28 protein-coding genes and 1 tRNA gene are annotated in these 26984 nt (G+C 56.3%); 17 read left to right on the forward strand and 12 right to left on the reverse strand.

Annotation, left to right across the window (positions count from 1 at the left end; genetic code table 11):
• Positions 1 to 10: 10 nt before the first annotated feature.
• From IM294_RS04195 to IM294_RS04205, 3 genes are all read right to left on the reverse strand, one after another.
• Positions 11 to 1426 carry a DUF1116 domain-containing protein gene (locus IM294_RS04195; protein WP_185860336.1) on the reverse strand — a complete coding sequence of 472 codons (1416 nt, stop codon included), beginning with the start codon at positions 1424 to 1426 and terminating at the stop codon, positions 11 to 13.
• On the reverse strand, positions 1426 to 2967 hold the full coding sequence (gene fdrA, locus IM294_RS04200) for an acyl-CoA synthetase FdrA (protein WP_126817333.1): 1542 nt from the start codon (positions 2965 to 2967) through the stop codon (positions 1426 to 1428). The genes IM294_RS04195 and fdrA overlap by 1 nt, the downstream gene beginning before the upstream one ends.
• 107 nt (positions 2968 to 3074) lie before the next feature.
• The gene (locus IM294_RS04205) at positions 3075 to 3680 is read right to left on the reverse strand and encodes an ankyrin repeat domain-containing protein (protein ID WP_041908539.1); all 606 of its coding nucleotides are present in this window, start codon (positions 3678 to 3680) and stop codon (positions 3075 to 3077) included.
• Positions 3681 to 3999: 319 nt separating this feature from the next.
• Between IM294_RS04205 and IM294_RS04210 the strand changes: the two genes are divergently transcribed.
• Complete coding sequence (locus tag IM294_RS04210) at positions 4000 to 4929, forward strand: LysR substrate-binding domain-containing protein (RefSeq protein ID WP_028014168.1); 930 nt, start codon at positions 4000 to 4002, stop codon at positions 4927 to 4929.
• Here the strand turns inward: IM294_RS04210 and IM294_RS04215 are convergent.
• Positions 4926 to 5084: a YqaE/Pmp3 family membrane protein gene (locus IM294_RS04215; protein ID WP_032644909.1), complete on the reverse strand. Its 159-nt coding sequence runs from the start codon at positions 5082 to 5084 to the stop codon at positions 4926 to 4928. The genes IM294_RS04210 and IM294_RS04215 overlap by 4 nt on opposite strands.
• A 179-nt stretch (positions 5085 to 5263) precedes the next feature.
• Between IM294_RS04215 and IM294_RS04220 the strand changes: the two genes are divergently transcribed.
• Both IM294_RS04220 and IM294_RS04225 read left to right on the forward strand, forming a co-directional pair.
• Positions 5264 to 5785, forward strand: a complete 522-nt coding sequence (locus IM294_RS04220) for a rhodanese family protein (RefSeq protein WP_028014169.1) — start codon at positions 5264 to 5266, stop codon at positions 5783 to 5785.
• 79 nt (positions 5786 to 5864) lie between these two features.
• A complete protein-coding gene (locus IM294_RS04225) occupies positions 5865 to 6044 on the forward strand; it encodes a hypothetical protein (protein WP_028014170.1) in 180 nt (59 codons plus the stop codon).
• A 38-nt stretch (positions 6045 to 6082) separates the two neighbouring features.
• Here IM294_RS04225 and stpA read toward each other — a convergent pair whose 3' ends face one another.
• Positions 6083 to 6487 (reverse strand): DNA-binding protein StpA, encoded by a 405-nt coding sequence (stpA, locus tag IM294_RS04230; protein ID WP_048959573.1) that lies wholly within the window; start codon positions 6485 to 6487, stop codon positions 6083 to 6085.
• 493 nt (positions 6488 to 6980) lie between these two features.
• On the opposite strand from stpA, the gene alaE reads away from it, so the two are divergent.
• Entirely contained in the window at positions 6981 to 7430 is a 450-nt protein-coding gene (gene alaE, locus IM294_RS04235; RefSeq protein WP_126817331.1) for an L-alanine exporter AlaE, read from the forward strand.
• A 32-nt stretch (positions 7431 to 7462) separates the two neighbouring features.
• Here the strand turns inward: alaE and IM294_RS04240 are convergent, their stop codons facing one another.
• On the reverse strand, positions 7463 to 7807 hold the full coding sequence (locus IM294_RS04240) for a DUF2002 family protein (RefSeq protein ID WP_023308923.1): 345 nt from the start codon (positions 7805 to 7807) through the stop codon (positions 7463 to 7465).
• 160 nt (positions 7808 to 7967) lie between these two features.
• On the opposite strand from IM294_RS04240, the gene IM294_RS04245 reads away from it, so the two are divergent.
• The 13 genes from IM294_RS04245 (at position 7968) to leuA (ending at position 22687) form a co-directional block, all read left to right on the forward strand.
• Positions 7968 to 8294 (forward strand): DUF883 domain-containing protein, encoded by a 327-nt coding sequence (locus IM294_RS04245; RefSeq protein WP_023308924.1) that lies wholly within the window; start codon positions 7968 to 7970, stop codon positions 8292 to 8294.
• A gap of 243 nt (positions 8295 to 8537) precedes the next feature.
• Positions 8538 to 8777, forward strand: coding sequence for a glutaredoxin-like protein NrdH (gene nrdH / locus IM294_RS04250; RefSeq protein WP_041908533.1), 240 nt, complete (start codon positions 8538 to 8540; stop codon positions 8775 to 8777).
• Entirely contained in the window at positions 8774 to 9184 is a 411-nt protein-coding gene (nrdI, locus tag IM294_RS04255) for a class Ib ribonucleoside-diphosphate reductase assembly flavoprotein NrdI (RefSeq protein WP_041908531.1), read from the forward strand. Before nrdH ends, nrdI begins: the two co-directional genes overlap by 4 nt.
• Positions 9157 to 11301, forward strand: a complete 2145-nt coding sequence (gene nrdE, locus IM294_RS04260) for a class 1b ribonucleoside-diphosphate reductase subunit alpha (RefSeq protein WP_059358057.1) — start codon at positions 9157 to 9159, stop codon at positions 11299 to 11301. Before nrdI ends, nrdE begins: the two co-directional genes overlap by 28 nt.
• Positions 11302 to 11310: 9 nt before the next feature.
• Positions 11311 to 12270: a class 1b ribonucleoside-diphosphate reductase subunit beta gene (gene nrdF, locus IM294_RS04265; RefSeq protein ID WP_045260892.1), complete on the forward strand. Its 960-nt coding sequence runs from the start codon at positions 11311 to 11313 to the stop codon at positions 12268 to 12270.
• A 332-nt stretch (positions 12271 to 12602) separates the two neighbouring features.
• Positions 12603 to 13805, forward strand: a complete 1203-nt coding sequence (gene proV, locus IM294_RS04270; protein WP_126344974.1) for a glycine betaine/L-proline ABC transporter ATP-binding protein ProV — start codon at positions 12603 to 12605, stop codon at positions 13803 to 13805.
• On the forward strand, positions 13798 to 14862 hold the full coding sequence (gene proW, locus IM294_RS04275) for a glycine betaine/L-proline ABC transporter permease ProW (protein WP_028014178.1): 1065 nt from the start codon (positions 13798 to 13800) through the stop codon (positions 14860 to 14862). The genes proV and proW overlap by 8 nt, the downstream gene beginning before the upstream one ends.
• A gap of 9 nt (positions 14863 to 14871) precedes the next feature.
• Complete coding sequence (gene proX / locus IM294_RS04280; RefSeq protein ID WP_045260894.1) at positions 14872 to 15867, forward strand: glycine betaine/L-proline ABC transporter substrate-binding protein ProX; 996 nt, start codon at positions 14872 to 14874, stop codon at positions 15865 to 15867.
• Positions 15868 to 16039: 172 nt separating this feature from the next.
• Positions 16040 to 17224 (forward strand): MFS transporter, encoded by a 1185-nt coding sequence (locus IM294_RS04285; protein WP_126817329.1) that lies wholly within the window; start codon positions 16040 to 16042, stop codon positions 17222 to 17224.
• A 315-nt stretch (positions 17225 to 17539) separates the two neighbouring features.
• Positions 17540 to 18070 (forward strand): transcriptional repressor MprA, encoded by a 531-nt coding sequence (gene mprA, locus IM294_RS04290; protein ID WP_041911975.1) that lies wholly within the window; start codon positions 17540 to 17542, stop codon positions 18068 to 18070.
• Positions 18071 to 18198: 128 nt separating this feature from the next.
• A complete protein-coding gene (emrA, locus tag IM294_RS04295) occupies positions 18199 to 19371 on the forward strand; it encodes a multidrug efflux MFS transporter periplasmic adaptor subunit EmrA (protein WP_021241959.1) in 1173 nt (390 codons plus the stop codon).
• A 16-nt stretch (positions 19372 to 19387) separates the two neighbouring features.
• On the forward strand, positions 19388 to 20935 hold the full coding sequence (gene emrB, locus IM294_RS04300; RefSeq protein ID WP_028014182.1) for a multidrug efflux MFS transporter permease subunit EmrB: 1548 nt from the start codon (positions 19388 to 19390) through the stop codon (positions 20933 to 20935).
• 96 nt (positions 20936 to 21031) lie between these two features.
• Positions 21032 to 22687 (forward strand): 2-isopropylmalate synthase, encoded by a 1656-nt coding sequence (leuA, locus tag IM294_RS04305; RefSeq protein ID WP_088204893.1) that lies wholly within the window; start codon positions 21032 to 21034, stop codon positions 22685 to 22687.
• Here the strand turns inward: leuA and IM294_RS04310 are convergent.
• The 6 genes from IM294_RS04310 to IM294_RS04335 all read right to left on the reverse strand — a co-directional run bounded on the left by IM294_RS04310 (position 22674) and on the right by IM294_RS04335 (position 26982).
• Entirely contained in the window at positions 22674 to 23438 is a 765-nt protein-coding gene (locus IM294_RS04310) for a helix-turn-helix domain-containing protein (RefSeq protein WP_126817325.1), read from the reverse strand. The two genes, leuA and IM294_RS04310, sit on opposite strands and share 14 nt — an antisense overlap.
• A gap of 53 nt (positions 23439 to 23491) precedes the next feature.
• Entirely contained in the window at positions 23492 to 24007 is a 516-nt protein-coding gene (gene luxS, locus IM294_RS04315) for an S-ribosylhomocysteine lyase (protein WP_008499539.1), read from the reverse strand.
• A gap of 153 nt (positions 24008 to 24160) precedes the next feature.
• Positions 24161 to 25705: a glutamate--cysteine ligase gene (gene gshA / locus IM294_RS04320; RefSeq protein WP_126817323.1), complete on the reverse strand. Its 1545-nt coding sequence runs from the start codon at positions 25703 to 25705 to the stop codon at positions 24161 to 24163.
• An 83-nt stretch (positions 25706 to 25788) separates the two neighbouring features.
• Positions 25789 to 26217, reverse strand: coding sequence for a YqaA family protein (locus IM294_RS04325; protein WP_008499541.1), 429 nt, complete (start codon positions 26215 to 26217; stop codon positions 25789 to 25791).
• Complete coding sequence (yqaB, locus tag IM294_RS04330) at positions 26214 to 26780, reverse strand: fructose-1-phosphate/6-phosphogluconate phosphatase (protein ID WP_028014186.1); 567 nt, start codon at positions 26778 to 26780, stop codon at positions 26214 to 26216. The genes IM294_RS04325 and yqaB overlap by 4 nt, the downstream gene beginning before the upstream one ends.
• A 125-nt stretch (positions 26781 to 26905) precedes the next feature.
• Positions 26906 to 26982, reverse strand: a tRNA-Arg gene (locus tag IM294_RS04335).
• Positions 26983 to 26984 lie beyond the last annotated feature (2 nt).

The following is a 26984-nucleotide window of genomic DNA, read 5'->3' on the forward strand; positions in this document are numbered from 1 at the left end:
GATGCATACCTTATAGAACGTAGCGATCGCGGAAGGTCAACAGCGCCTTTTCAAAACAGCTAAACGGCGGGTGAACGATGCCCGCCCCAATCATGCCGATACCCGCGTCTTTGTGGGCAATGGCGGTGTTGATCACCGGCAGAATGCCGCTGCCCGCCACTCTGGTGATGTCGATGGCGGTTGGAATGCCCATAAACGACAGCAGCGGAATGGTGACGTTCGGGTTCTCGCCGAGGGTGATTTCGCGCATCTGGCGCGAGAAGTCGATGGCTTCCTCCACCGTGCCGCCCACCAGCGCAACGATGGCCGGTGCCGTCGCCATCGCAAAGCCGCCGATGCCGTAGGTTTCGGTGATGGCGCTGTCGCCAATATCCAGCCCGGAGTCTTCCGGCTTATAGCCTGCGAACATCGGGCCAATCACCTGCTGCGCCGGGCCGGTGAACCACTGTCCCGGCAGGCCGGAAACGCGCAGGCCGAACTCGTAGCCGTTGCGCGCCATGGTGGTAACCACGGTGCTATATTCAATGCCGTGAGCGGCATCCAGCGCGGCTTTACACATCGCCATCCACGTCGGGCCGGAGAAGTAGTCGCTGCTGGCGACAAACTCAAACACCTCGCGCTGCTGCTCCACCGGGTAGCCCGCCTGAATCAGCCCCGGCGTCAGCGCCTGGATCAGCAGCGTGGTGCCGGCGTTGTTGCGGTTGTGGCACTCGTCGCCCATGTGCAGCGCCTGGGCCAGCATCAGGCGCAGGTCGATTTCGCCGATGATATTCATCGCGTCGCGCAGCATCGGACCGAGCACGTCGCGCATCCAGTTCAGGCGGTCGATCACGCTCTGGTCGTTAGCGCCCATACGCAGGATCTTCGCCATCTGCTCGCTGAGGTTGGTGAAGGCGCGGTTGCCGTAGGTTTTGTTCTCAACAATGTGCATAAACATTGACGCGGAGGTGACGCCCGCCATGGAGCCCACGCAGTCGTGCTCGTGGCACGGCGAGAAGGTGATCTCCCCGGAAGCCGCCAGCCTTGCGGCATCCTCCAGATCCGTTGCCAGCCCTTCAAATACCAGCGCACCGGTAACCGCGCCCTTCATCGCGCCGCACATGTTTTCCCATGCGACGGGCGGACCGGCGTGCAGAATGGTGGTGCGGGTCATGCCCGGCACTACGTTAATTGCCTGGTCATAGCCCACCAGCACCGGATGGGACTGGATAATGCGCTCAAGGGCGATTTTGTTCGCGGCGGCGATCTTCTCCGCCAATGGTTTTTCCGCCAGCTGGTCGAGCGCTTCCACCACCTGCATGTTGCCCTGCCCCGGCGGCGTCCAGTCGAGCTGGGTCACGGGAACGTGCTGCTTTTTGAGGTCTTCGCTGAACATTGCAATGCCGACGTTAATGACGTTAAGCGGCTGGTTGAATAAAGTGGTCATTATGCTTTCTCCCCTTTGCAGACAAATTCGCGTGCCAGTAATCCGGTGTTGGTGCTGCTGCTGGCCCAGATGACGCCTGCGTCGGTCAGCCGCTGGCACTGCTGCGCCAGCGACTGCGGATCCTGGTCGGTGCCGAGCACGTAGCCGAGGATCTCCAGCGGACGGTTATCGGCCTTCGCGATCGCCTGCGCCTCTTTGATCGCGTCGATCATCACCCCCACCGGATCCTCGTGTGCGCCAAAGCCGAGCACGAAGTCCATCACGATGACGCCCACCTGCGGATCGCGCGCCTCCTGTAGCAGGCGGCTGATGCGGTTGGTCGGGTCGATCATTGGGTGCGGTTTGCCGTTGGTGAAGTCGTCGTCACCGAAGTCAAGGAAGGTGTGGGCCTGGCTGACGCTGATGTCCTTCAGGCGCTTAGCCGGATCGGGCTGGATATTGCTCCAGGCATCGTCGAACTTCTCCAGCGCGGCAAACATCGCTTCGTCGCACAGGGTGCCGCCACAGAACAGGCCGCGAATGTACTTCTGCTGCGGGGTCAGGCGGGCGCGCACCTCTTCAATCAAAGGCCAGTTGAGCGGATGCAGATCCAGGGACTCTTTTTTAATGCCGGTAAGCAGCACCGCCTTCAGCGCCGCTTCTTTGGTGCCACGCGCAAACTGCAGGCCGTCTTCATCGGCGGGCGGTTCGCTGCGGCCGAGGAAGCAAACAACCACCGGCTTGCGGCAGGCTCTGGCGCGGGCCAGCACCTTTTCTGCCACCGCTGGCGCAGGTGGCTTGGAGATGAGCGCAATCACCTGAGTGACCTCATCCGCCTCAAGCATGTCGATGGCGTCGAGCATCATCAGGCCGCCGATTTTCTCGCTGAGATCGCGCCCTCCGGTGCCGATCAGCTGCGACACGCCGCCGCCGAACTCGTGAATGCGCACGCTCAGCTCCTGGCTGCCGGTGCCGGAGGCGCCAACAATCCCAATCGGCCCGCGACGCACCGCGTTGGCGAAGCACAGCCCCGCACCGTTGATGATGGCGGTTCCGCAGTCAGGCCCCATCATCAGCAGCCCTTTCTCATGCGCCAGCAGCTTCAGCGCCAGCTCGTCGTCGAGCGACACGTTATCGGAGAACAGCATCACGTTAAGATCGTTTTCCAGCGCCTGACGCGCTTCGCGGGCGGCAAAGGTGCCGTTGACGGAAATGACCGCCAGGTTGCTGTCCGGGCGATGAGTTTTGGCGCTGGCAATCGTCGCGTAGCGTGCTTCATGGGTGCCGCCGCTCGCTTTATGGGTAAATAAAGCTTCTATTTCCGCCAGCGTTTCATCGTTCGCTGCGTCGCCTTTAATCACGATCATGAGGTCGCCATTTTTGGCTTCCGCCAATTCCGGCGTGAGCAGCCCGAGATTTTTCAGAACGCCTTTATTCATTTCCGTCGCCATTGCCACAAACGCCTGTTCGACGCCCGGCAATTTATTGGCTTTGGTGGAAACCGACATTAAGGAAACCGAATCGAAATACGTGTTCTTTTTTATGACGATTTTGGTTGGCATTGTTTTCTCCTGAATACGGATAAAAGGGGGCCGCCGTCGCGCAGAATGCACGTCGGTAAAAATACTGTTTGAATTAACGGCCAGCCGGACGTGGCTGGCCGAATGCGTTATGCGCCCGCCGCCAGCAGCAGGTCGGCTATTGCATCGAAGCCTTTTTCCCGCGCCAGTTCGAGCGGGGTTTTGCCGTATTTATCGGTCATGTGCGGATTCGCGCCGTGATCCAGCAGCAGCTTCACAATTTCCTGCTGCTTTGCGCCGCCGTCATTCAGCACGATGGCTTCCAGCAGCGGCGTCCAGCCGACAAAGTTAGTGTGGTTGACGTTAATATCGGTTTTTTCCAGCAGCTCGCGCACGATTTCAACGTGGCCTTTTTCACTGGCAGGGGTAATGCCCACGCCGCCGAAGCGCGTCAGACGGTCGAGATCCGGATTCGCCGGAAGAACGATGCGCAGCAGGGTTAAATCATTAGTCAGGCAGCTTATCAGGAAGGGGTTAAAACAGGTCTGGTCCTGTTTATCAATATCCGCGCCGGCGGCAATTAAAAATTCCACGCAGGCGTAATGCTTTTTCAGGCTGGCAATAATAATGGCGGTTCTTTTCTGGCGGTTGGTGGCGTTAATATCCACGCCGTTATCCAGGCAGGCTTTTAGCGCGTCGATGTTGCCCTCTTCTGCCGCCAGCAGAAATTCCGTAACGAGTGCGTTTGCAGACATATTCAGTCTCCCAATGTTTCACTTCTGATGACCTGAGAATAGCAACAGCCTGGTCACAAAAGAATCCGCTTAAAAATGATTCATCGACACGCAATTCATTGTTGAGTTAAATTCAACAGTCAAGCTAAAACGTGCGTCTGTGCAACCTTTTTCTTATGGTTTACCGTTTTTTAGCGCCTCAGGCAGCATTATCCTTATGGTTGTAAAAGCCTTGCAGGACGCGGCTCCGCGTAAATAGTCAGAACTGTGACACACTTCAAATATGATGTAACGGCGCTGTTAAAATATGTTCAAAACTGATGGCTGAGGATGCTGTGATATGAATTCCATCTTTACCGAAGAGAACCTGCTGGCCTTCACCACCGCGGCACGCTTCGGCAGCTTCAGCAAAGCCGCCGCCGAGCTGGGCGTGACGACCTCCGCCATTAGCTACACCATTAAGCGCATGGAGACCGGGCTGGACGTGGTGCTGTTTGTGCGCAACACGCGCAGCATCGAGCTGACGGAGTCCGGGTTTTATTTTTACCGTAAGGCCACCGACCTGCTGAACGACTTCCACGCCATCAAGCGCGGGATTGATACCATTTCGCAGGGCATCGAGGCGCGAGTGCGCATCTGCATTAATCAGCTCTTGTATACGCCGCGCCATACCGCGCGTTTGCTGCAGGTGCTGAAAAAGCAGTTTCCCACCTGCCAGATCACGGTGACGACCGAGGTGTATAACGGCGTCTGGGATTCGATCATCAACAATCAGGCCAACATCGCGATTGGCGCGCCGGATACGCTGCTGGACGGCGGCGGGATTGATTACACCGAAATTGGCGCCATTCGCTGGGTGTTTGCCATCGCGCCGGAACATCCCCTCGCCTTTGTTCCCGAACCGATAGCGGAGAGCCAGTTGCGCCTGTACCCCAACATCATGGTGGAAGATACCGCGCATACTATCAACAAGAAGGTCGGCTGGCTGCTGCACGGGCAGGAGGCGATTCTGGTGCCGGATTTCAACACCAAATGCCAGTGCCAGATTCTGGGGGAAGGGATTGGCTTTTTGCCGGAATACATGGCAAGAGAAGCGATGGAAGACGGTCTGCTCATCACGCGGCGTATTAACAATCCGCGTCAGGACTCGCGCATGCTGCTCGCCACGCAGCATGCGGCGACCGGCCAGGTGACGCGCTGGATCAAACAGCAGTTTGGCCCGGAAGGCGTATTAACCGGTATATACAGTGATTTACTGTGGCGTGCTTAGTTTTTCGTCTGCACCCAAAACGCGTGGATAAGGCCCGGGAAGTAACCCAGGATGGTCAGAAGGATGTTCAGAATAAACGCCCAGCCCAGTCCCTTGCCAAGCAGCACGCCCAGCGGCGGGAGAATAATCGTAAAAACAACGCGCCAAAAACCCATAATCACTCCGTGCAAGCTAACCAATTGAAAATTAAAAAGAGACATTTCTCTAAGCATAGCCAGTTTACGGGTTACTGCCATTCGTCTCTCGCGCTTTTACCTGCCTTTACCCTCTTTACACTGGCTTAAGCCCTTCCTTAAATGTTCTACTACCCATAAATTGACCGTAAGGAAACACCATGTCTCTTTCTCTTATTTCGCCACAGCAGGCGAACGCGCTTATTAAAGAAGGCGCAAAACTGATTGATATTCGCGATCCCGATGAGTATGCCCGCGAGCATATTCCGGCAGCACGCTCCATACCGCTGGATTCTTTACCCGGCGGGCTCAACGCTGCCCCTGGTGAAACGGTGATTTTCCACTGTCAGTCCGGGACACGGACATCAAACAATGCTGCGCGTCTTGCGCAGGCAGCGTTGCCAGCTCAGGCCTTCGTGGTTGAGGGGGGCATTCAGGGCTGGAAGCAGGCCGGGCTGCTGACCGTTGAAGATAAATCCCAGCCGCTCCCGCTGATGCGGCAGGTACAAATTGCCGCCGGGCTGCTAATCCTCTGCGGCGTGGTGCTGGGTTATAGCGTCTCCAGCGGCTTTTTCCTGCTGAGCGGTTTCGTCGGTGCCGGGCTGCTGTTCGCCGGTGTGACAGGTTTTTGTGGTATGGCACGGTTGCTGAAAGTGATGCCGTGGAACCGTCATACCTCATAAGCAGTAATCAATGAATTACGCTGTACCCGGCTTCAGACGTCGGCTAAGGTGAAGATCGCTAAAACGAAGAGGAGGTTATATGTTTTCTGTCGGTGATTATGTGCAACCGCTAAAAGGCGGCCCAAAGCTGAAAGTGCTCGAAGTGAACGGTGAAAACGTGGTGGCGGTACAGGCCAGCAATGAACAAGGCGAGAAATATACGCTGAAAGCGGCCGATTTGGCGCCGTATACCGAAGAAGGTGATTTCGGCGTCTGCTGAACAGACAACCGGGCGGCTTGTTCCGCCCGGTCCACGTATTAGATCAGAAAATCATCCAGTGATTTACCCTCTGCCAGTGCGCTGGCAATAGGCTTCGGCGTGCGGCCCTGGCCGGTCCACGTTTTTTCTTCACCGTTCTGGTCAATAAAGCGATATTTCGCTTCACGCGGTTTACGCTTTTTAGTCGGTTTACCCGCCTGCGCCAGTTCTGAACCCAGCAGGTCAGTCGGAGAAATACCATCGGCTTTCATCAGTTCCAGCAGGTTATTAATTTTTTCCTGCTGTTCAGCGCGCTGCTGCTCTAATTCCGCCAGCTCATTGCGTTTTTCTTCAGTAACGACCCTGACCTTTTCCAGCATTTCCTCAAGAACGTCCAGGGTTAATTCTCGCGCCATCGCGCGCAGGGTTCGGATATTATTAAGATTCTGTAACGTCAAAGACATATTATTGAAAACCTTTTCTTTGGGGTAAATAGATAAATCGCCCCAAGAATAATTCATTTCAGTTGAAATATCTACCCAAAGGTCCAAACGGGCATAAATGTAAATATATTTAAATATCGCCGTTAATAATAGCGCATAGCATTGGCGGGAAACACGTAGATCTAATCACCGAATCAATATAAATGGTCAACTTTAATCCAAATCACAGCATACTGCGCTATCATCAGGGGAGTGGATTTCTGAGTCAAAAGCAAAACATCTAACCCACTGATTTATATAAGTAAAACATTTGATGAGACAGATTATAACGAACCGGATAAAAAACAACCAATTTTAGAGAATTTTGTGGACAAAAGGCGAGTAAATAAAAATTAATCACTAGTTGTTAGTTCAAACATAGAGATATACGCTATACACCTCAAACAAACCAACCTAAAGCACTAGCCGCTGAAGGAAAACCGATTCCACTGCGTTCTTCTCAAGGAGTTCAGACATGTTCTCGCCGCAATCTCGCCTGCGCCACGCGGTGGCGGATACTTTCGCGATGGTTATCTACTGTTCCGTTGTGAACATGCTGATTGAAATATTCCTCTCCGGAATGACCTTCGAGCAGTCACTTTCTTCTCGTCTGGTGGCGATCCCGGTCAATATTATTATCGCATGGCCTTACGGGCTATACCGCGATGCCGTTATGCGTTTCGCGCGCCGCATCAGCCCGGCGGGCTGGATGAAAAATCTTGCCGACGTGCTGGCGTACGTCACGTTCCAGTCGCCGGTCTACGTGGCTATTCTCCTGACAGTGGGCGCGGACTGGCACCAGATCGCCGCAGCGGTCAGTTCGAATATCGTGGTATCAATGCTGATGGGTGCGGTATACGGCTATTTCCTCGACTACTGCCGCCGCCTGTTTAAGGTCAGCCAGTACGGCCAGGTAAAAGCGTAATGTGAAGCGACTGGCGAAAGCCAGTCGCAGATTTACTGTACGTCGCCAAACAGTCCCTTCAGAAACCGCTCCAGCGCCATACGCGAACTGAAACCGTGCGGAATACCATAATGCTCATGCCGTTCACCGCCTAAATAGAGCGGAAATTGCTGATAGTGGTCGCAGGTTTTAATATCCGAGGCAGGCTCAGCAAATGACAGACTTCTGTCTTTCAGCGTCGGGTGAATAATGAGAGCGGTACGTCCCATCCTGGCTTCACGATTAACATAAACATAATTCTCGCCGCGGCGATATCCATACGCTTTTGGCGTCACCTCATCCATGGTGAATCCCTCTTTTTCAAGAACGCGTGCCACCTCGTCAGGTCGTAAATACATATCTTTTCCTCGTTATCTTTTCCTGCCCGGCAACCTTACAGTAATCAGCATTAGCAGGGCTTTCAGAATAGTCCATAAACTGGCGGATAACGCGTGACGCGCTTCAGATATTAAATTTCTGAACTAAACTAAACGGGAACACAAAATTACGGAGGATCGTATGTTTAACAGACCGAACCGAAACGATATTAACGACGACGCGCAGGATATTCGTAATGATGTCAGCCAATTAGCGGACACGCTTGAGGAAGTGCTGAAATCCTGGGGATCGGATGCGAAGGATGAAGCAGATGCTGCGAAACGTAAGGCTCAGTCTCTGCTCCGTGAAACCCGCGCCCGTATGAACGGACGTTCACGCGCTACGCAGGCGGCCTGCGACATGGCAAGCTGTGCTACGACCTTCGTACGTGAAAAACCACTGTGTACGCTGGGAACCGTCGCGGCGGTCGGCATTTTTGTCGGAGCCCTGCTCAGCCTGCGTAAGTAAGCCCGCATTCTCAACCCCGGTAGCCTCAGGCACCGGGGCTTTTTTATGCCTGTAAGCCTGAAAAACCCGTACAGCCCGCCCTGCCCCGCTGTGCTCATCATCAGGGCAATATTAATCTGAATTTCCCATATCTTGTATGGTTGAATCTTTTATCAACTACATCTAGTATTCTCTTTAGAAAGACACACACTCTATGACGCGTTAACTCGCGCCGTTTTCTCATTCTAAATGGAAATACGAATCATGAGCATTATTATTTACACTCGTAACGATTGTGTTCAGTGCCACGCCACCAAACGGGCGATGGAAAGCCGCGGCGTGGCGTTTGAGATGGTAAATATCGACCTGGTGCCCGATGCTGCGGATACCCTGCGCGAACAGGGATTTCGTCAGCTTCCGGTGGTGGTTGCCGGTGATACCAGCTGGTCTGGCTTTCGCCCGGACATGATTAACCGCCTGAGCGCTCAGGCCACGCGTGCATGAGTGGGCTGGTCTTCTTCTCCAGCAGCTCAGAAAACACGCTGCGCTTTATTGAGCGCCTCGGGCTGCCTGCGGTGCGTATTCCGCTCAACGAGCGGGAGCGCATTCAGGTAGACGAACCTTACATTCTGGTGGTGCCCAGCTATGGCGGCGGCGGTACGGCAGGAGCAGTACCCCGCCAGGTGATCCGCTTTCTGAACGATCCTCATAACCGGGTACTGATTCGGGGCGTGATCGCGGCGGGCAATCGTAATTTTGGCGATGCCTTTGGCCGCGCCGGGGATGTCATCTCTCAAAAATGCGGCGTGCCGTATCTCTATCGTTTTGAACTGATGGGGACACAGCAGGACGTAGAAAACGTGCGTAAAGGAGTGAACGAATTTTGGCAACGACAACCGCAGAACGGGTAATTCAGGCGACGCCGGACTACCACGCATTAAACGCGATGCTTAACCTCTATGACCGGGAGGGGCGCATTCAGTTTGGCAAAGATCGCGAGGCGGTAGAGGCTTTTTTCGCCGCCCACGTGCGGCCCAACAGCGTGACGTTTTCAAGCCAGAATGAACGTCTCGACTATCTGGTTAACGAGGGCTACTACGAGGAGCGCGTCCTGGCCCGCTACGATCGTCCCTTCGTGGTAAGACTGTTTGAACGTGCGCACGCCAGCGGTTTTCGCTTCCAGACGTTTCTTGGCGCATGGAAGTATTACACCAGCTACACCCTGAAAACCTTCGACGGCAAACGCTACCTGGAAAGCTTTGAAGATCGCACCGTGATGGTGGCCCTGACGCTGGCCCAGGGCGATGAAGCGCTGGCTGAACGGCTGACGGAGGAGATCCTCTCCGGCCGCTTCCAGCCCGCTACGCCCACCTTCCTCAACTGCGGCAAGGCCCAGCGCGGCGAGCTGGTCTCCTGCTTCCTGCTGCGCATCGAAGACAATATGGAGTCGATTGGCCGTGCGGTGAACTCGGCGCTGCAGCTTTCCAAACGCGGCGGCGGCGTGGCGTTTCTGCTCTCGAACCTGCGGGAAGCGGGCGCGCCGATCAAACGCATCGAAAACCAGTCTTCCGGCGTCATCCCGGTGATGAAGATGCTGGAAGATGCGTTTTCCTATGCCAACCAGCTTGGCGCGCGCCAGGGGGCGGGGGCGGTTTACCTGCACGCGCACCACCCGGACATCCTGCGTTTTCTCGATACCAAGCGCGAAAACGCCGACGAAAAAATCCGCATCAAAACCCTGTCGCTCGGCGTGACGATCCCGGATATCACGTTTAAGCTGGCCAAAGAGAATGCCGATATGGCGCTCTTCTCGCCATATGACGTGGAGCGGATCTACGGCAAAGCGTTTGGCGACGTGGCGATAAGCGAGCTTTATGACGAGCTGGTTGCAGACGATCGCATCCGCAAGAAATACATCAACGCCCGCGATTTCTTCCAGACGCTTGCGGAAATTCAGTTTGAATCCGGCTATCCGTACATCATGTACGAGGATACGGTTAACCGCGCCAACCCGATTGCCGGGCGCATCAACATGAGCAACCTGTGCTCGGAAATTTTGCAGGTCAACAGCGCCTCCGCTTACGACGAAAACCTGGACTACGCGGAGATCGGCAAAGATATCTCCTGCAACCTCGGGTCGCTCAATATTGCCCACACCATGGATTCGCCGGATTTTGGCCGCACGGTGGAGACCGCCGTTCGCGGGCTGACGGCGGTATCGGACATGAGCCACATCCGCAGCGTGCCGTCCATTGAGGCGGGCAACGCCACGTCGCACGCCATCGGCCTGGGACAGATGAACCTGCACGGCTATCTGGCACGGGAAGGCATCGCCTACGGCAGCCCGGAAGGGCTGGATTTCACGAATCTCTATTTCTACACCGTCACCTGGCATGCGCTGCATACCTCAATGATGCTGGCGCGCGAGCGCAACCAGCGGTTCGCAGGCTTTGAGCAGTCGCGCTACGCCAGCGGGGCGTATTTCAGCCAGTATCTGGAAGGCGACTGGCAGCCGAAAACCGAAAAAGTGCGCGCGCTGTTTGACCGCGCCGGCATTACCCTGCCGACGCGCGAGATGTGGCAGCAGCTGCGCGACGACGTGATGCGCTACGGCATTTATAACCAGAACCTGCAGGCGGTACCGCCAACCGGTTCGATTTCCTACATCAACCACGCCACGTCGAGCATTCACCCGATCGTGTCGAAGATTGAAATTCGTAAGGAAGGCAAAACCGGACGCGTCTACTACCCTGCCCCGTTTATGACCAATGAGAACCTGGCTCTGTACCAGGACGCGTACGAGATCGGCCCGGAAAAAATCATTGATACCTACGCCGAGGCGACAAAACACGTGGATCAGGGGCTGTCGCTGACGCTCTTCTTCCCGGACACCGCCACCACGCGGGATATCAACAAAGCGCAGATTTACGCCTGGAAGAAAGGCATCAAAACGCTGTACTACATTCGCCTGCGCCAGCTTGCGCTGGAAGGCACCGAAATCGAAGGCTGCGTGTCCTGCGCGCTGTAAGGAGAAAGGATGAAACTGTCACGCGTGAGTGCCGTTAACTGGAACAAGATTCAGGACGATAAAGACCTGGAGGTGTGGAACCGCCTGACCAGCAACTTCTGGCTGCCGGAAAAGGTGCCGCTCTCCAATGATATTCCAGCCTGGCAGACGCTGAGCCACGCCGAACAGCAGCTGACGATCCGCGTCTTTACCGGTCTGACGCTGCTGGACACTATTCAGAATACCGTCGGTGCGCCCGCGCTGATGAGCGACGCGCTGACGCCGCACGAAGAGGCGGTGATGTCGAACATCAGCTTTATGGAGGCGGTGCACGCCCGCTCCTACAGCTCGATTTTCTCGACGCTGTGCCAGACCAAAGACGTGGATGCGGCCTACGCCTGGAGCGAAGAGAGCGCGTCATTACAGCGCAAGGCGGAGCTGGTGCTGGAGTATTACCGCGCCGACGAGCCGCTGAAGAAGAAGATCGCCAGCGTGTTCCTGGAATCCTTCCTCTTCTATTCCGGCTTCTGGCTGCCCATGTACTGGTCGAGCCGGGGCAAGCTCACCAACACCGCCGATTTGATTCGCCTCATTATCCGTGACGAGGCGGTGCACGGGTATTACATCGGCTATAAGTATCAGAAAGGGCTGGAGAAAGTCAGCCCGGAAAAACGCGAGGAACTCAAAGGTTTCGCCCTCGATTTGCTGATGGATCTGTATGACAACGAGTTGAGCTATACCGAAGAGCTGTACGCCGGAACGGGCTGGGAAGAGGACGTGAAAGCGTTTCTCTGCTACAACGCGAACAAAGCGCTGATGAACCTGGGCTACGACGCGCTTTTCCCGCCGGAGATGGCGGAGGTAAACCCGGCGATCCTCGCGGCGCTGTCGCCCAATGCGGACGAAAACCACGATTTCTTCTCCGGGTCCGGATCGTCGTACGTGATGGGTAAAGCGGTGGAGACAGAAGATGAGGATTGGGATTTTTAATGTATGAATTAACGTTCATTAATTAAATATAAATCTCATTATTTCCATACCACTATTTCACCAGGCACTACACTGTAATTTACCCGTCATATTCGCCTGAATCACACCGATTCAGGCGAATTTCCCAACGCAGCAGCAAAAAATTGAGAAAAATTCAAACCGCCCTCAGCCCTTTATTCATGGGAAATTCAGCCGTTTCGCTTGCAACAAAATTCCGGCGTCAGGCCAACTCAGGGTTGTCTCAGATTCTCAGTATGTTAGGGTTATGCCCGTTAACAATTTACCATGGTAATCATATCGACATAAACAAATAACAGGACACTCTCTATTGCATGGCAATTAAATTAGAAGTGAAAAATCTTTATAAAATATTTGGCGAGCACCCGCAGCGCGCATTCAAATATATTGAGAAAGGCCTTTCGAAAGAGCAAATTCTGGAAAAAACCGGGCTGTCGCTTGGCGTTAAAGACGCCAGTCTGGCCATTGAAGAAGGCGAGATTTTTGTCATCATGGGATTATCCGGTTCGGGTAAATCCACTATGGTTCGCCTTCTCAATCGCCTGATTGAACCCACCCGCGGACAGGTGCTGATTGATGGCGTGGATATCGCCAGAATATCAGACGCTGAGCTTCGCGAGGTGCGCAGAAAGAAGATTGCGATGGTATTCCAGTCATTCGCGCTGATGCCGCACATGACGGTGCTGGATAATACCGCCTTCGGCATGGAATTAGCCGGTACGCCCGCGCAGGAACGGCAGGAAAAAGCGATGGACGCCCTGCGTCAGGTTGGGCTGGAAAATTATGCACATGCGTACCCGGACGAGCTTTCGGGCGGGATGCGTCAGCGCGTAGGATTAGCCCGCGCATTAGCCATTAATCCAGACATTTTATTAATGGATGAAGCCTTCTCCGCCCTCGATCCTTTAATTCGCACCGAGATGCAGGATGAACTGGTAAAATTACAGGCCAAACACCAGCGCACCATTGTCTTTATTTCTCACGATCTGGATGAAGCCATGCGTATTGGCGACCGCATTGCCATTATGCAAAATGGCGAAGTGGTGCAGGTCGGCACGCCGGATGAAATTCTGAATAATCCGGCGAATGATTACGTGCGTACCTTCTTCCGCGGCGTGGATATTAGCCAGGTATTTAGCGCGAAAGATATTGCCCGCCGAACGCCAAACGGCATTATTCGAAAAACGCCAGGCTTCGGCCCGCGCTCCGCGCTGAAGCTGTTGCAGGATGAAGACCGTGAATACGGTTATCTGGTTGAACGCGGCAATAAATTTGTCGGCGTTGTCTCCATCGACTCTCTGAAAAACGCCCTGAGCGAAAACCAGGGAATCGATGCGGCGTTGATTGACGCTCCGCTTGCCGTGGATGCCGAAACGCCGCTTAGCGAGTTGCTCTCTCACGTGGGTCAGGCGCCTTGCGCCGTGCCGGTTGTCGGTGAAGAACAACAGTACGTTGGCATCATCTCAAAACGGATGCTGCTACAGGCTTTAGATCGCGAGGGGGCAAACAATGGCTGATCAATCAAACCCATGGGGTACCACTGAAGCTGCGGACAGCGCGGCGCAATCTGCCGATGCGTGGGGTTCCACGCCCGCACCTGCCGACGGCGGCGGCGCAGCGGACTGGCTCAACAGCGCACCCGCGCCTGCGCCAGAGCATTTCAATATTATGGATCCGTTCCACAAGACGCTGATCCCGCTGGACAGCTGGGTGACAGAGGGGATCGACTGGGTCGTTACCCATTTCCGCCCGGTGTTCCAGGGGATCCGCATCCCGGTGGATTACATCCTGAACGGCTTCCAGCAGCTGATGTTGGGCATGCCTGCGCCCGTGGCGATAATCCTGTTCTCGCTGATCGCATGGCAGTTCGGTAGCGCAGGTATGGGCGTCGCCACGCTGATCTCCCTGATTGCCATCGGCGCGATTGGCGCGTGGTCTCAGGCGATGATTACCCTGGCGCTGGTGCTGACCGCCCTGCTCTTCTGCATTGTCATCGGCCTGCCGATGGGGATCTGGCTGGCGCGCAGCCCGCGAGCGGCGAAGATTATTCGTCCCCTGCTGGATGCGATGCAGACCACCCCGGCGTTCGTCTATCTGGTGCCTATCGTGATGCTGTTCGGCATCGGTAACGTGCCGGGCGTGGTGGTGACCATTATCTTCGCCCTGCCGCCGATTATTCGCCTGACGATCCTGGGGATTAACCAGGTGCCGGCGGATCTGATTGAGGCCTCGCGCTCGTTCGGCGCCAGCCCGCGTCAGATGCTGTTTAAGGTTCAGCTTCCGCTGGCGATGCCGACCATTATGGCGGGCGTTAACCAGACGCTGATGCTGGCACTGTCCATGGTGGTGATCGCCTCGATGATCGCCGTTGGCGGTCTCGGCCAGATGGTGCTGCGCGGTATTGGCCGTCTTGATATGGGGCTGGCGACCGTCGGCGGCGTCGGAATTGTGATCCTCGCCATTATCCTTGACCGCCTGACCCAGGCTGTCGGTCGTGATTCACGCAGTCGCGGCAACCGTCGCTGGTACACCACCGGCCCTGTCGGGTTACTGACCCGCCCATTTACAAAATAAGGAACAACGATGCGACATAACGTACTTTTTGCCACAGCGTTTGCCACCCTTGTCTCCACCAGCGCGTTTGCCGCTGACCTGCCGGGCAAAGGCATTACCGTGCAGCCGGTGCAGAGCACCATTTCGGAAGAGAGCTTCCAGACCCTGATCGTCAGCCGCGCGCTGGAGAAGCTGGGCTATACGGTCAACACGCCGAGCGAAGTGGATTACAACGTGGGCTACACCTCGATTGCCTCCGGTGATGCCACCTTTACCGCCGTGAACTGGCAGCCGCTGCACGACGACATGTATGCCGCCGCAGGTGGCGATAAGAAATTCTATCGCGAAGGCACCTTCGTGACCGGCGCGGCGCAGGGTTATCTGATCGACAAGAAAACCGCTGATAAGTACCACATCACCAATATTGAGCAGCTGAAAGATCCGAAGATCGCCAGACTGTTCGACACCAACGGTGACGGCAAGGCCGACATGATGGGCTGCTCGCCGGGCTGGGGCTGCGAAGCGGTGATTAACCACCAGAACAAAGCGTTCGATCTGGCGAAAACCGTCGACGTGAGCCACGGCAACTACTCCGCGATGATGGCCGACACCATTGCCCGCTTTAAAGAAGGCAAGCCGGTGATCTACTACACCTGGACGCCGTACTGGGTGAGCGACGTGCTGAAGCCGGGCAAAGACGTGGTGTGGTTACAGGTGCCCTTCTCCTCCCTGCCGGGCGAGCAGAAAGATATCGACACCAAACTGCCGAACGGCATGAACTATGGCTTCCCGGTGAACACTATGCACATCGTGGCGAACAAAGCCTGGGCGGAGAAAAACCCGGCTGCGGCGAAGCTGTTCTCGGTGATGAAGCTGCCGCTGGCGGACATCAACGCCCAGAATGCGATGATGCATGCGGGCAAATCCTCTGAGGCGGATGTCAAAGGCCACGTGGATGGCTGGATCAAAGCCCACCAGCAGCAGTTTGATGGCTGGGTGAAAGAGGCGCTTGCGGCGCAGAAGTAAAAACACAACACAACCTTACCCCTCCCCCCAGCCCGTCCCCCCCTCTGGGGAGAGGATTAGGGTGAGGGGATTAACCGCACAAACACACACATAACAATCCCCCAACATTCTCAATCATTAGCTATTATGGTTTCCGGAAAAATAATCACTTAACTCACGATTCCTGAAACTAATGACAAAACCATCTCAGGGGCTTAGCCCCGCACTCATCCTTTTAATGTCCGTGGCAACGGGTCTGGCAGTCGCCAGCAACTATTACGCACAACCTCTGCTTGATACTATCGCGCGCGCCTTCGATCTTTCAGCCAGCTCCGCCGGCTTTATCGTCACCGCTGCGCAGCTAGGCTATGCGGCAGGGCTGCTGTTCCTTGTGCCATTGGGCGATATGTTTGAGCGCCGGATGCTTATCGTCTCTATGACGCTTCTGGCGGCAGGCGGCATGCTGATCACCGCCAGCAGCCAGTCGCTGACGATGATGATCGTCGGTACCGCGCTAACGGGGCTTTTCTCCGTCGTCGCGCAAATCCTGGTGCCTCTCGCCGCAACGCTCGCCTCGCCGGAAAAACGCGGCAAGGTGGTCGGCACTATTATGAGCGGCCTGCTGCTGGGCATTCTGCTGGCGCGAACCGTTGCGGGGCTGCTGGCAAGCCTCGGCGGCTGGCGCACCGTCTACTGGGTGGCGAGCGTATTGATGGTGGTGATGGCGCTGGCGCTGTGGCGCGGGCTGCCGAAGGTGAAGCAGGAGAACCACCTGAATTACCCGCAGCTTCTGGCCTCCGTGTTTAGCCTGTTCACGCAGGATAAACTGCTGCGCACCCGCGCTCTGCTGGGGTGTTTAACCTTCGCCAACTTCAGCATTCTCTGGACGTCGATGGCATTTCTGCTGGCAGCACCCCCGTTCAATTATTCCGAAGGGGTGATTGGTCTGTTCGGTCTGGCCGGTGCAGCAGGTGCACTGGGCGCTCGCCCGGCAGGCGGGCTGGCTGATAAAGGCAAATCGCACATGACCACGACAGCCGGACTGATTTTGCTCCTGCTCTCCTGGGCGGCCATCTGGTATGGGCACGTCTCGGTGCTGGCGCTGATCGTCGGTATTCTGGTGCTCGATCTCACCGTACAGGGTGTTCACATCACCAACCAGACCGTGATTTACCGCGTGAAGCCCGAGGCGCGTAACCGCCTCACGGCCGGATACATGACCAGCTACTTTATTGGTGGTGCGGCGGGTTCGTTAATATCAGCGTCGGCGTGGCAGCATGCCGGCTGGTCAGGCGTGTGCGGGATAGGGGCACTCGTCGCCGCGCTTAACCTGGTTGTATGGTGGCGCGGCTATCATCGTCAGGAAGCAATTCATTAAGTTTTACATTGCTTTGGGCCTCTTAGGGTGTAAAGGGGCCCGGCAGTCTGTTAATGTAAACGTAATCATTTATCCCAGAAATTTTAATGTGGGTGACATATCTACAATTGGCATGAATAGTTCAGACCCCCGTCCCCACATCCTCTCTTCAGCGGGTTTATACCCTACGCTTTCTGTGCTCACCGGGTCACGGACTTACCCGGCGCTCTTTGATGGTGGCATTCGTTTGGCGGATATAACCGCACAAATAATTCATTTACATTATTTGTCACCATCGTTACTATATCGGCTGTAATTAATGAGGTTATGCCCAAAATGGATAGTTCGTTTACGCCCATTGAACAAATGCTTAAATTCCGCGCCAGTCGTCATGAGGACTTCCCGTATCAGGAAATCCTGCTGACCCGCCTGTGCATGCACATGCAGGGTAAGCTACTGGAAAATCGTAATAAAATGCTGAAAGCTCAAGGGATTAACGAGACGTTGTTTATGGCGTTGATTACGCTGGAGTCTCAGGAAAACCATAGCATTCAGCCTTCTGAGCTGAGCTGCGCGCTGGGATCGTCCCGTACCAATGCGACCCGTATTGCCGATGAGCTGGAAAAGCGCGGCTGGATTGAGCGCCGTGAAAGCGATAACGATCGCCGCTGCCTGCATCTGCAATTGACCGATAAAGGTCACCAGTTCCTGCGTGAGGTGCTGCCACCTCAGCACAATTGCCTGCACAAACTCTGGTCTGCCCTCAGTACTTCCGAGCGCGACCAGCTTGAGCACATCACTCGCAAGCTGCTCACCCGTCTGGACCAGATGGATGAAGAAGGCGCTGTTCTTGAGGCGCTGCGCTAACGCGACGACACGCTCAACAATCCAGATTTATATAAGAAAACCGACAGGCCAGCACGTCACACTGCTGGCCTTTCTGACAACAGGTCGGCTTAGCCGATGTGAAAATAAGAAGATCGTGGAGAACAACAATGAGCGCAAATGCGGAGAGCACTACCCCGCAGCAACCGGCCAATAAGAAAGGCAAACGTAAAAGTGCCCTTCTTCTGTTGACCTTGCTCTTTATTATTATTGCCGTGGCATATGGGATCTATTGGTTTTTAGTATTGCGTCATGCAGAAGAGACTGACGACGCATACGTGGCAGGGAACCAGGTACAGATTATGGCGCAGGTGTCGGGCAGCGTGACGAAAGTCTGGGCTGACAATACCGACTTTGTGCAAAAAGGCGATGTGTTGGTGACCCTCGATCCAACCGACGCCCAGCAGGCCTTTGAGAAAGCCCAGACCGCGCTGGCCTCCAGCGTCCGTCAGACCCGCCAGCTGATGATCAACAGTAAACAGCTGCAGGCCAACATCGACGTGCAGAAAACCGCACTCGCGCAGGCGCAGAGCGACCTGAACCGCCGTGTACCGCTCGGCACCGCTAACCTGATTGGCCGTGAAGAGCTGCAGCACGCGCGCGACGCGGTTGCCAGTGCCCAGGCACAGCTGGACGTGGCGATTCAACAGTACAACGCCAACCAGGCGATGGTGCTCGGCACCAGCCTCGAAAACCAGCCCGCCGTACAACAGGCGGCGACTGAAGTACGCAACGCATGGCTTGCCCTGCAGCGTACCAAAATCGTCAGCCCAATGACCGGCTACGTCTCCCGCCGTTCCGTCCAGCCAGGGGCGCAGATTAGCCCGACCACGCCGCTGATGGCGGTCGTGCCGGCAGACAACCTGTGGGTTGACGCCAACTTTAAAGAGACGCAGCTCGCTCATATGCGTATCGGCCAGACCGCGACGGTCGTCAGCGACATCTACGGCGATGACGTGAAGTACACCGGGAAAGTGGTGGGTCTGGATATGGGGACCGGCAGCGCTTTCTCCCTGCTGCCTGCGCAAAACGCCACCGGTAACTGGATTAAAGTGGTTCAGCGTCTGCCCGTGCGTATCGAGCTGGATGCCAAACAGCTGGCGGATCACCCGCTGCGTATCGGCCTCTCCACGCTTGTGACGGTCGATACCGCCAACCGCGACGGTCAGATCCTGGCAAGCCAGGTGCGTAGCAGCCCGGTTTATGAAAGTAACGCCCGTGAAATTAGCCTCGATCCGGTCAACAAACTGATCGATGACATCGTGAAGGCAAACGCCGGTTAATCCGAAGGTGAGCGTTATGCAACAGCAAAAGCCGCAAAAACCGCTGGAAGGCGCGCAGCTGGTCATTATGACCATTGCGCTGTCGCTGGCGACATTCATGCAGGTGCTGGACTCCACCATCGCAAACGTGGCGATCCCAACCATCGCCGGCAACCTTGGCTCATCGCTGAGCCAGGGGACCTGGGTCATTACTTCGTTTGGGGTGGCAAACGCCATCTCCATCCCTATCACCGGCTGGCTGGCGAAGCGCGTCGGTGAGGTGAAGCTGTTCCTCTGGTCCACGGTAGCGTTTGTTCTTGCCTCCTGGGCGTGCGGCATGTCCAGCAGCCTGACGATGCTGATTTTCTTCCGCGTCATTCAGGGGATTGTCGCCGGGCCGCTGATCCCGCTGTCGCAGAGTTTGCTGCTGAGCAACTACCCCCCAGCAAAACGTTCGGTCGCGCTGGCGCTGTGGTCAATGACCGTTATCGTCGCGCCTATCTGCGGACCGATTCTGGGCGGGTACATCAGCGATAACTACCACTGGGGCTGGATCTTCTTTATCAACGTACCGATTGGCGCCGTCGTGGTATTGATGACGCTGCAGTCGCTGCGGGGACGAGAGACGCGTACCGAACAGCGCCGTATCGACAGCATCGGGCTGGCGCTGCTGATCCTGGGTATCGGCAGTCTGCAGATCATGCTCGACCGCGGTAAAGAGCTCGACTGGTTCAACTCGCAGGAGATCATCATCCTGACCATTGTCGCGGTGGTGTCGATAAGCTTCCTGATTGTCTGGGAGCTGACGGACGACAACCCGATTGTCGATCTCTCGCTCTTCAAATCGCGAAACTTCACCATCGGCTGCCTGTGTATCAGCCTCGCCTATATGCTCTACTTCGGCGCGATTGTTCTGCTGCCGCAGCTGTTGCAGGAGGTGTATGGCTATACCGCGACCTGGGCAGGGCTGGCCTCGGCGCCCGTTGGGGTGATCCCGGTTCTGCTGTCGCCGATTATTGGCCGCTTCGCCCACAAGCTCGACATGCGTCGGCTGGTGACGTTCAGCTTCATTATGTACGCCGTGTGCTTCTACTGGCGCGCGTATACCTTTGAGCCGGGAATGGACTTTGGCGCCTCGGCGTGGCCGCAGTTCATTCAGGGCTTTGCGGTGGCGTGCTTCTTTATGCCGCTGACCACCATTACGCTCTCTGGCCTGCCGCCTGAGCGTCTGGCGGCGGCATCAAGCCTGTCGAACTTCACCCGTACGCTAGCAGGTTCCATCGGGACGTCGATCACCACCACCCTGTGGACCAACCGTGAATCGATGCACCACGCCCAGCTGACCGAAGCGGTGAACCCGTACAATCCGAATGCCCAGCAGATGTACAGTCAGCTTCAGGGCATGGGGATGACGGAGCAGCAGGCATCCGGCTGGATTGCCCAGCAGATCACCAACCAGGGGCTGATTATCTCGGCAAACGAGATTTTCTGGATATCGGCGGGGATCTTCATCGTCCTGCTGGGGCTGGTGTGGTTTGCCAGACCGCCATTTGGCGCCGGTGGCGGCGGCGGAGGGGCGCACTAATTCGCGTTGTCCAGAACGCGACAGCGATTGTCAGTTTCGATAAAGCAGCGCTCCTGAAATCACTTCACGATAGTGAAAAGACAACAGGAGCGCATCATGCTGAATACACCCGCCGACAAATACCAGCCTTATCCCACCGTTTCATTGCCCGACCGCCGCTGGCCGGAGCAGACCATCACCCGCGCGCCGCGCTGGCTCTCGACAGACTTACGCGACGGCAACCAGGCGCTTGCCGAGCCGATGGACAGCGCGCGCAAGCTGCAGTTCTGGGATTTGCTGCTGGGCTGCGGATTTAAAGAGATTGAGGTCGCCTTCCCGTCCGCCTCGCAGACCGACTTCAACTTTGTCCGCCAGCTTATCGAAGAGAACCGCATTCCGGATGACGTCACGATTCAGGTGTTAACACAGGCGCGGGAAGATCTCATCCATCGTACTTTTGAATCCCTGCGCGGCGCGAAGCAGGCCACCGTCCACCTGTATAACGCCACCGCCCCGCTGTTCCGCCGCCTGGTGTTCGGCATGGAGAAAGCGCAGATCGTCGAGCTGGCCACCCGCGCCACGCGGCTTATCCGCCAGCTTTGTGAAGAGAACCCTGAAACCCGCTGGCAGTACGAGTACTCCCCGGAAACCTTCTGCTTTACCGAGCCGGAGTTTGCGCTGGAGATTTGTGAAGCCGTGGCGGAGATCTGGCAGCCGTGCGATGAACGGCCAATGGTGATCAACTTACCCGCTACCGTCGAGGTCAGTACGCCGAACGTCTATGCCGACCAGATCGAGTATTTCTGCCGCCACTTCAGCCGCCGCCGCGACGTGTGCATCAGCGTGCATCCGCATAACGACCGCGGAACGGGCGTCGCCAGCGCGGAGCTGGCGGTGATGGCCGGGGCCGACCGCGTAGAGGGCTGCCTTTTTGGCAACGGCGAACGCACGGGCAACGTTTGCCTGGTAACGCTGGCGATGAACCTCTACAGCCAGGGCATTAGTCCCAATCTGGACTTTAGCGATATGAATCGGGTGGTCGAAACGGTAGAGGCCTGCAACCAGTTGCCTGTCCATCCGCGCCATCCGTGGGCAGGACGGCTGGCCTATACCGCCTTCTCCGGCTCGCACCAGGACGCCATTAAGAAAGGCTTTGATGCCCGCAGGCCTGGCGATCGCTGGGAGATGCCCTATCTGCCCGTCGATCCGCAGGATATCGGCTGCACCTACGAAGCGGTGATCCGCGTGAACAGCCAGTCAGGAAAAAGCGGCAGCGCCTGGCTTATTGAGCAAAACCACGGCCTGAAGCTGCCCCGCGCTCTGCAGCAGGATTTTAGCCAGCACGTGCAGCAGGAAACGGATCGCCACGGGAAAGAAATGACGCAGAACGCACTGTGGCAGCTATTCCGCACCCGCTACGGGCTGGTAACGACGCCGCAGCTGGCGCTGCAATCCTACCGCAGCGACGGCCAGCAGGACGGCCAGCTGCGGCTGACGGCAAGCGTCGTCACGCAGGGGGGAACGCGCCAGCTGGAGGGTCAGGGCAACGGTCTGCTCTCCGCTGCCGCGCAGGGCCTGAGCCGCTGGGTCAACGCGCCGTTTGTGATTAAGGATTATCACGAACATACGCTGGGCGAACGCAGCGACAGCCGTTCGGTGGCCTATATCCGCTGCCTGTTCCAGGACGGCACCAGCAGTTGGGGCGTGGGCATTGACAGCGACGTGGCGCGCGCGTCGCTTCAGGCGCTGTTTAACGCGGTCAGTCGTTCTTAAAGTAATCGCTGGGAGAGATACCCATCGCCCGGCGGAACATCGCCGTAAAGGCGCTGTGGCTGCCGTATCCCAGATCCAGCGCCACGCGCAGCACCGGCTGGCCCTGAGCCAGCCGCACTAAGGCTTCCAGCAGGCGCGCCCTTCTCACCCACTCGCCGTAGCTTAACCCGGTCTGCTGCTGAAAATGGCGGTTCAGCGTACGCTCGCTCATTCCGAGCAAACTCGCGCTCTGTTGACCGCTCCAGCTTTCACCTGGTAACTGACGGATCTGCCGACACAGCTGGCGTAACGCTTCACTTTCCGGTTCCGGCAGGTGAAACGGCAGCACCGGCATGATGCGAATTTCATCCAGAATGAGCTCATACACGCGCTCGTCACGGCTCCTCGGCGAGTACGACTCCGGTAGCGTCAGGGAGGTGAGGATCAGCTCGCGCAGCAGCGGGGAGATCTGCACGATCTGACAGGTCGCCGGGAGATCGGCTCGCGCCAGCGGATCGATAAACAGCGTGCGGGCTGCAACGTTGCCGGTGATGCGAAGCGAGTGCTGTGTCCCCGCCGGTAGCCAGACGCCGCGCCCGGGCGGCACTACCCAGCAGCCGGATGCGGTATCGACCCGCACGACGCCCGTCAGGCTGTGCAGCAACTGCGCGCAGTCGTGCTCATGCCACGGCTCGCTATCGCCATGAGCATAATCATGCGAAAACGGCACAAGCGGGCGATGGGTAAAGGAGAAGGTGGTGGTTGTCGTCATGAGGATTGTAGGCCCGGCCAGCGAAGCGCCACCGGGCATCCACAGGCACAATACTAGATGTGCAGCTCCTGCAGTTTTTCTTTTGGCAGGGCCAGCTCTTCATTGCTGTTTACGCGAACGTCACGCTCGATGATGTGACGGGCAATTTCCTGGGCTTCTTCCAGAGAGTGCATCTGGTAAGTGCCGCACTGGTAAACGTTCAGCTCAGGGATCTGGTTCTGCTCTTTCACTTTCAGCACGTCTTCCATCGCCGCTTTCCACGCATCGGCGACGCGTTTCTCTTCAGGCTGACCAATCAGGCTCATGTAGAAGCCGGTACGGCAGCCCATCGGAGAGATGTCGATGATCTCAACACCGTTGCCGTTCAGGTGGTCACGCATGAAACCGGCGAACAGGTGTTCCAGGGTGTGAATGCCTTTCTCCGGCATCACTTCTTTATTCGGCACGCAGAAGCGCAGATCGAAGACGGTGATCGTGTCGCCGTGCGGGGTGTGCATGGTCTTCGCCACGCGGACTGCAGGTGCTTCCATACGGGTATGGTCGACAGTAAAGCTATCTAATAACGGCATACGTCACCTCCGATAGTGATTTTTTTTAAAATAAACTGAACTCTTCTACAGAATGCACGTCTGAGTATATGAAAGACGCGCATTTGTTATCATCATCCCTGAATTCAGAGATGTATATTTTGGCCACAGCGATGTGGCCTTTTTCTTTTCTGCTTAAGCCTGCTTCGCCAGAAACGCCTCAAACGACTCCGTATCCGCCGCTTCAACCTCTTTCTGACGCACCAGGGACGCGTCGCGCTCCGCGACAAAATCCGCTTCGCTCAGGATCTCTAACGGCTCCTGCATCAGCATCTCACGGTACTCCGCTGAGAGTGAACGCCCCGTGCCGCCAATCCCCTGCTCGATCATGGTGCGCAAAATGCGCGCAGAGAACGTCAGTTCCGGGTTATCAAAGCATTCCACCAGCTGGTCGCAAATCTGTTGATACGCGTCGCCGCCGTCGATGCTGTCCAGGGTGCGGGCAACACGCTTCAGGTCACGGAACAGATCCTTACCTACCTTAGCCAGCGGGAACTGCGCTGTTTCGCAGCCAATACCCAGCGTCAGACCCGGTTTACGGCCTTCCAGAATCACGCGGTTCCAGTTCGTGCGCGTACAAAGCAGTTCGTCTGAACTCATTTCCGGCGCATCCGCCAGCGCGCACCAGACCATAAACAGATCCAGGAAGCGAACCTGCTGCTCGTCAACGCCAACCGGTGAGAACGGGTTGATGTCCAGCGAGCGCACTTCAATGTATTCAATGCCGCCGCGCTGCAGCGCATCCGACGGCGTTTCACCGCTGCGCGTCACGCGCTTCGGACGAATTGGCGCATACAGTTCGTTTTCAATCTGCAATACGTTGCTGTTGATTTGCAGGCGCTTTCCGTCTTTTTCGAGGCCGATTTTCGCGTACTCTTCCGACGGAGTTTTAATCGCCCGCTTCAATCCTGCCACATATTCGTGCAATTCGTTAAACGTAATACCGAGATTGCTTTGCGATTTATTGGTATAGCCCAGATCGCTCATGCGCAGAGAAGTCGCGTACGGGAGATAGTACATTCCGCACTCGGTTTTTTCGAACGGCAGCGTGGTCGGTTTCCCCTGCAGGAACGATGAACAAATGGCAGGCGACGCGCCAAACAGATACGGAATCACCCAGCCAAAACGGTAATAGTTGCGGATCAGACGGAAATAACCGGCGGAGATCGCTTCTTTATCCGTTTCTCCCCCCTTCGCCTGCCAGAACGCCATCGGCAAAGAGAAATTGTAGTGCACGCCAGAGATCGTCTGCATCAGCGCGCCGTAGCGATTTTTAAGACCTTCGCGATAGAGCGTTTTCAGCCGACCAATGTTTGACGTGCCGTACTGCGCCAGCTCAATCTCCTGGCCCTGCTCGATATAGCACGGCATGCTGAGCGGCCACATACGCTCATTGCCGAGATTGCGCGCGGTGTAGCGATGGATGTCGCGCAGGATCGTCAGCATATGATCAATATCGCCGTCCACCGGCGTAATGAACTCCAGCAGCGCTTCAGCGAAATCGGTTGTGATCCATTTATGTGTCAGCGCCGAGCCTAACGCCTTCGGGTGACCCGTCGTCGCTAAGCTACCGTCCGCGTTAACGCGCAGCGTTTCACGCTCAAGACCACGCTGAATACCCTTCAGAGCCTGAGGGTGGTTTTCCAGCCAGGCCAGCGCCTGAGATACGTCCGGGATCAAATTGACCTCCCGCCTGTCAAAGTAATGTTACTCAGCATAATTGTAATGGTTGACGATTGAAGGTCGCGTATTCATTCCACCAATTAGTGCCACCACGTCATACCCTGTAGTGTTGCCCACGCCACGAGAACATAGCGCAACGCCTTGCCAAGGCACAAAAAAAAGAGCACCGGTCCCCAGGAGATGCGCATCCATCCCGCCAGCAGACACAGTAAATCGCCTATTACAGGCATCCAGCTTAATAACAGCGTGGCAGCGCCATAGCGTTTTAGCCAGCCGACTGCCTTTTCCTGCCAGCGCGATTTTTCGCGCAGCGGAAAGAAACGCCCAAGAATAACGTTAGTCAGCCCTCCAAGGCTATTACCCATTGTTGCTATTAATACAAGCAGCCAGGGCTGACTAACGCCGGACAACAGCATCGCCACCAGTACCACTTCCGAATTTCCCGGTAACAGCGTGGCGCTTAGAAAACTGCTGGCGAATAATGAGGCAAGTGACAGCGCGTCACTCACAGTAAGCGCACATCCACCGCCGCCATTCCGGCATCACGCGCGGCCTGAATACCGAAGTCGGCATCTTCAAACACGACGCATTTTGCCGCCGGTACGCCCATTAATTCTGCGCAAAGCAGGAAGGTGTCCGGCGCGGGCTTGTGATTTTTAACATGATCGGCGGCCACCACGGCAGAAAAATAGTGGCGCAGGCCAAGATGGTTGAGCAACGCTTCTGCTATCGCGCTCTCGCTGCCCGTCCCGACAGACATCGGGCGACGCCCGTGCCACTCTTTTACCACATCAATCAGTGGCAGAGGGCGTACGGTATCTAAAAGCATGGCTTTTACCGCATCGGTTTTTTCACGCGCGAGAAGGTGTGGGTCGAGATCGGCCTGATTCAGTTCAATCACGGCCTGCGCAATACGCCAGGTTGGGGATCCGTTGAGGGCAATCATCGCCTGAAGGTCGAAACGCATGCCGTAGCGGCCAAGGACCTCGGTCCAGGCTTGACGATGCGTGGGTTCAGTATCCAGGATGGTGCCATCCATGTCGAAGATCAAACCGTCATACTGTGCGTACATCGTGCTCTCGCTAAACGATTAACAAAGCATTACTTTATCGTAAAAGGTGGTTTTTGTCGCTGATTGAGAAGTGATAACTACGAGAGTGATTAAGAACTAAACATCGAAGGGAATAATAGAAGGGATGGTGCATCCGGGAGGATTCGAACCTCCGACCGCTCGGTTCGTAGCCGAGTACTCTATCCAGCTGAGCTACGGATGCAT

This window comes from Enterobacter cloacae complex sp. P43RS, assembly GCF_014930585.1.
GTDB lineage: Bacteria > Pseudomonadota > Gammaproteobacteria > Enterobacterales > Enterobacteriaceae > Enterobacter > Enterobacter bugandensis.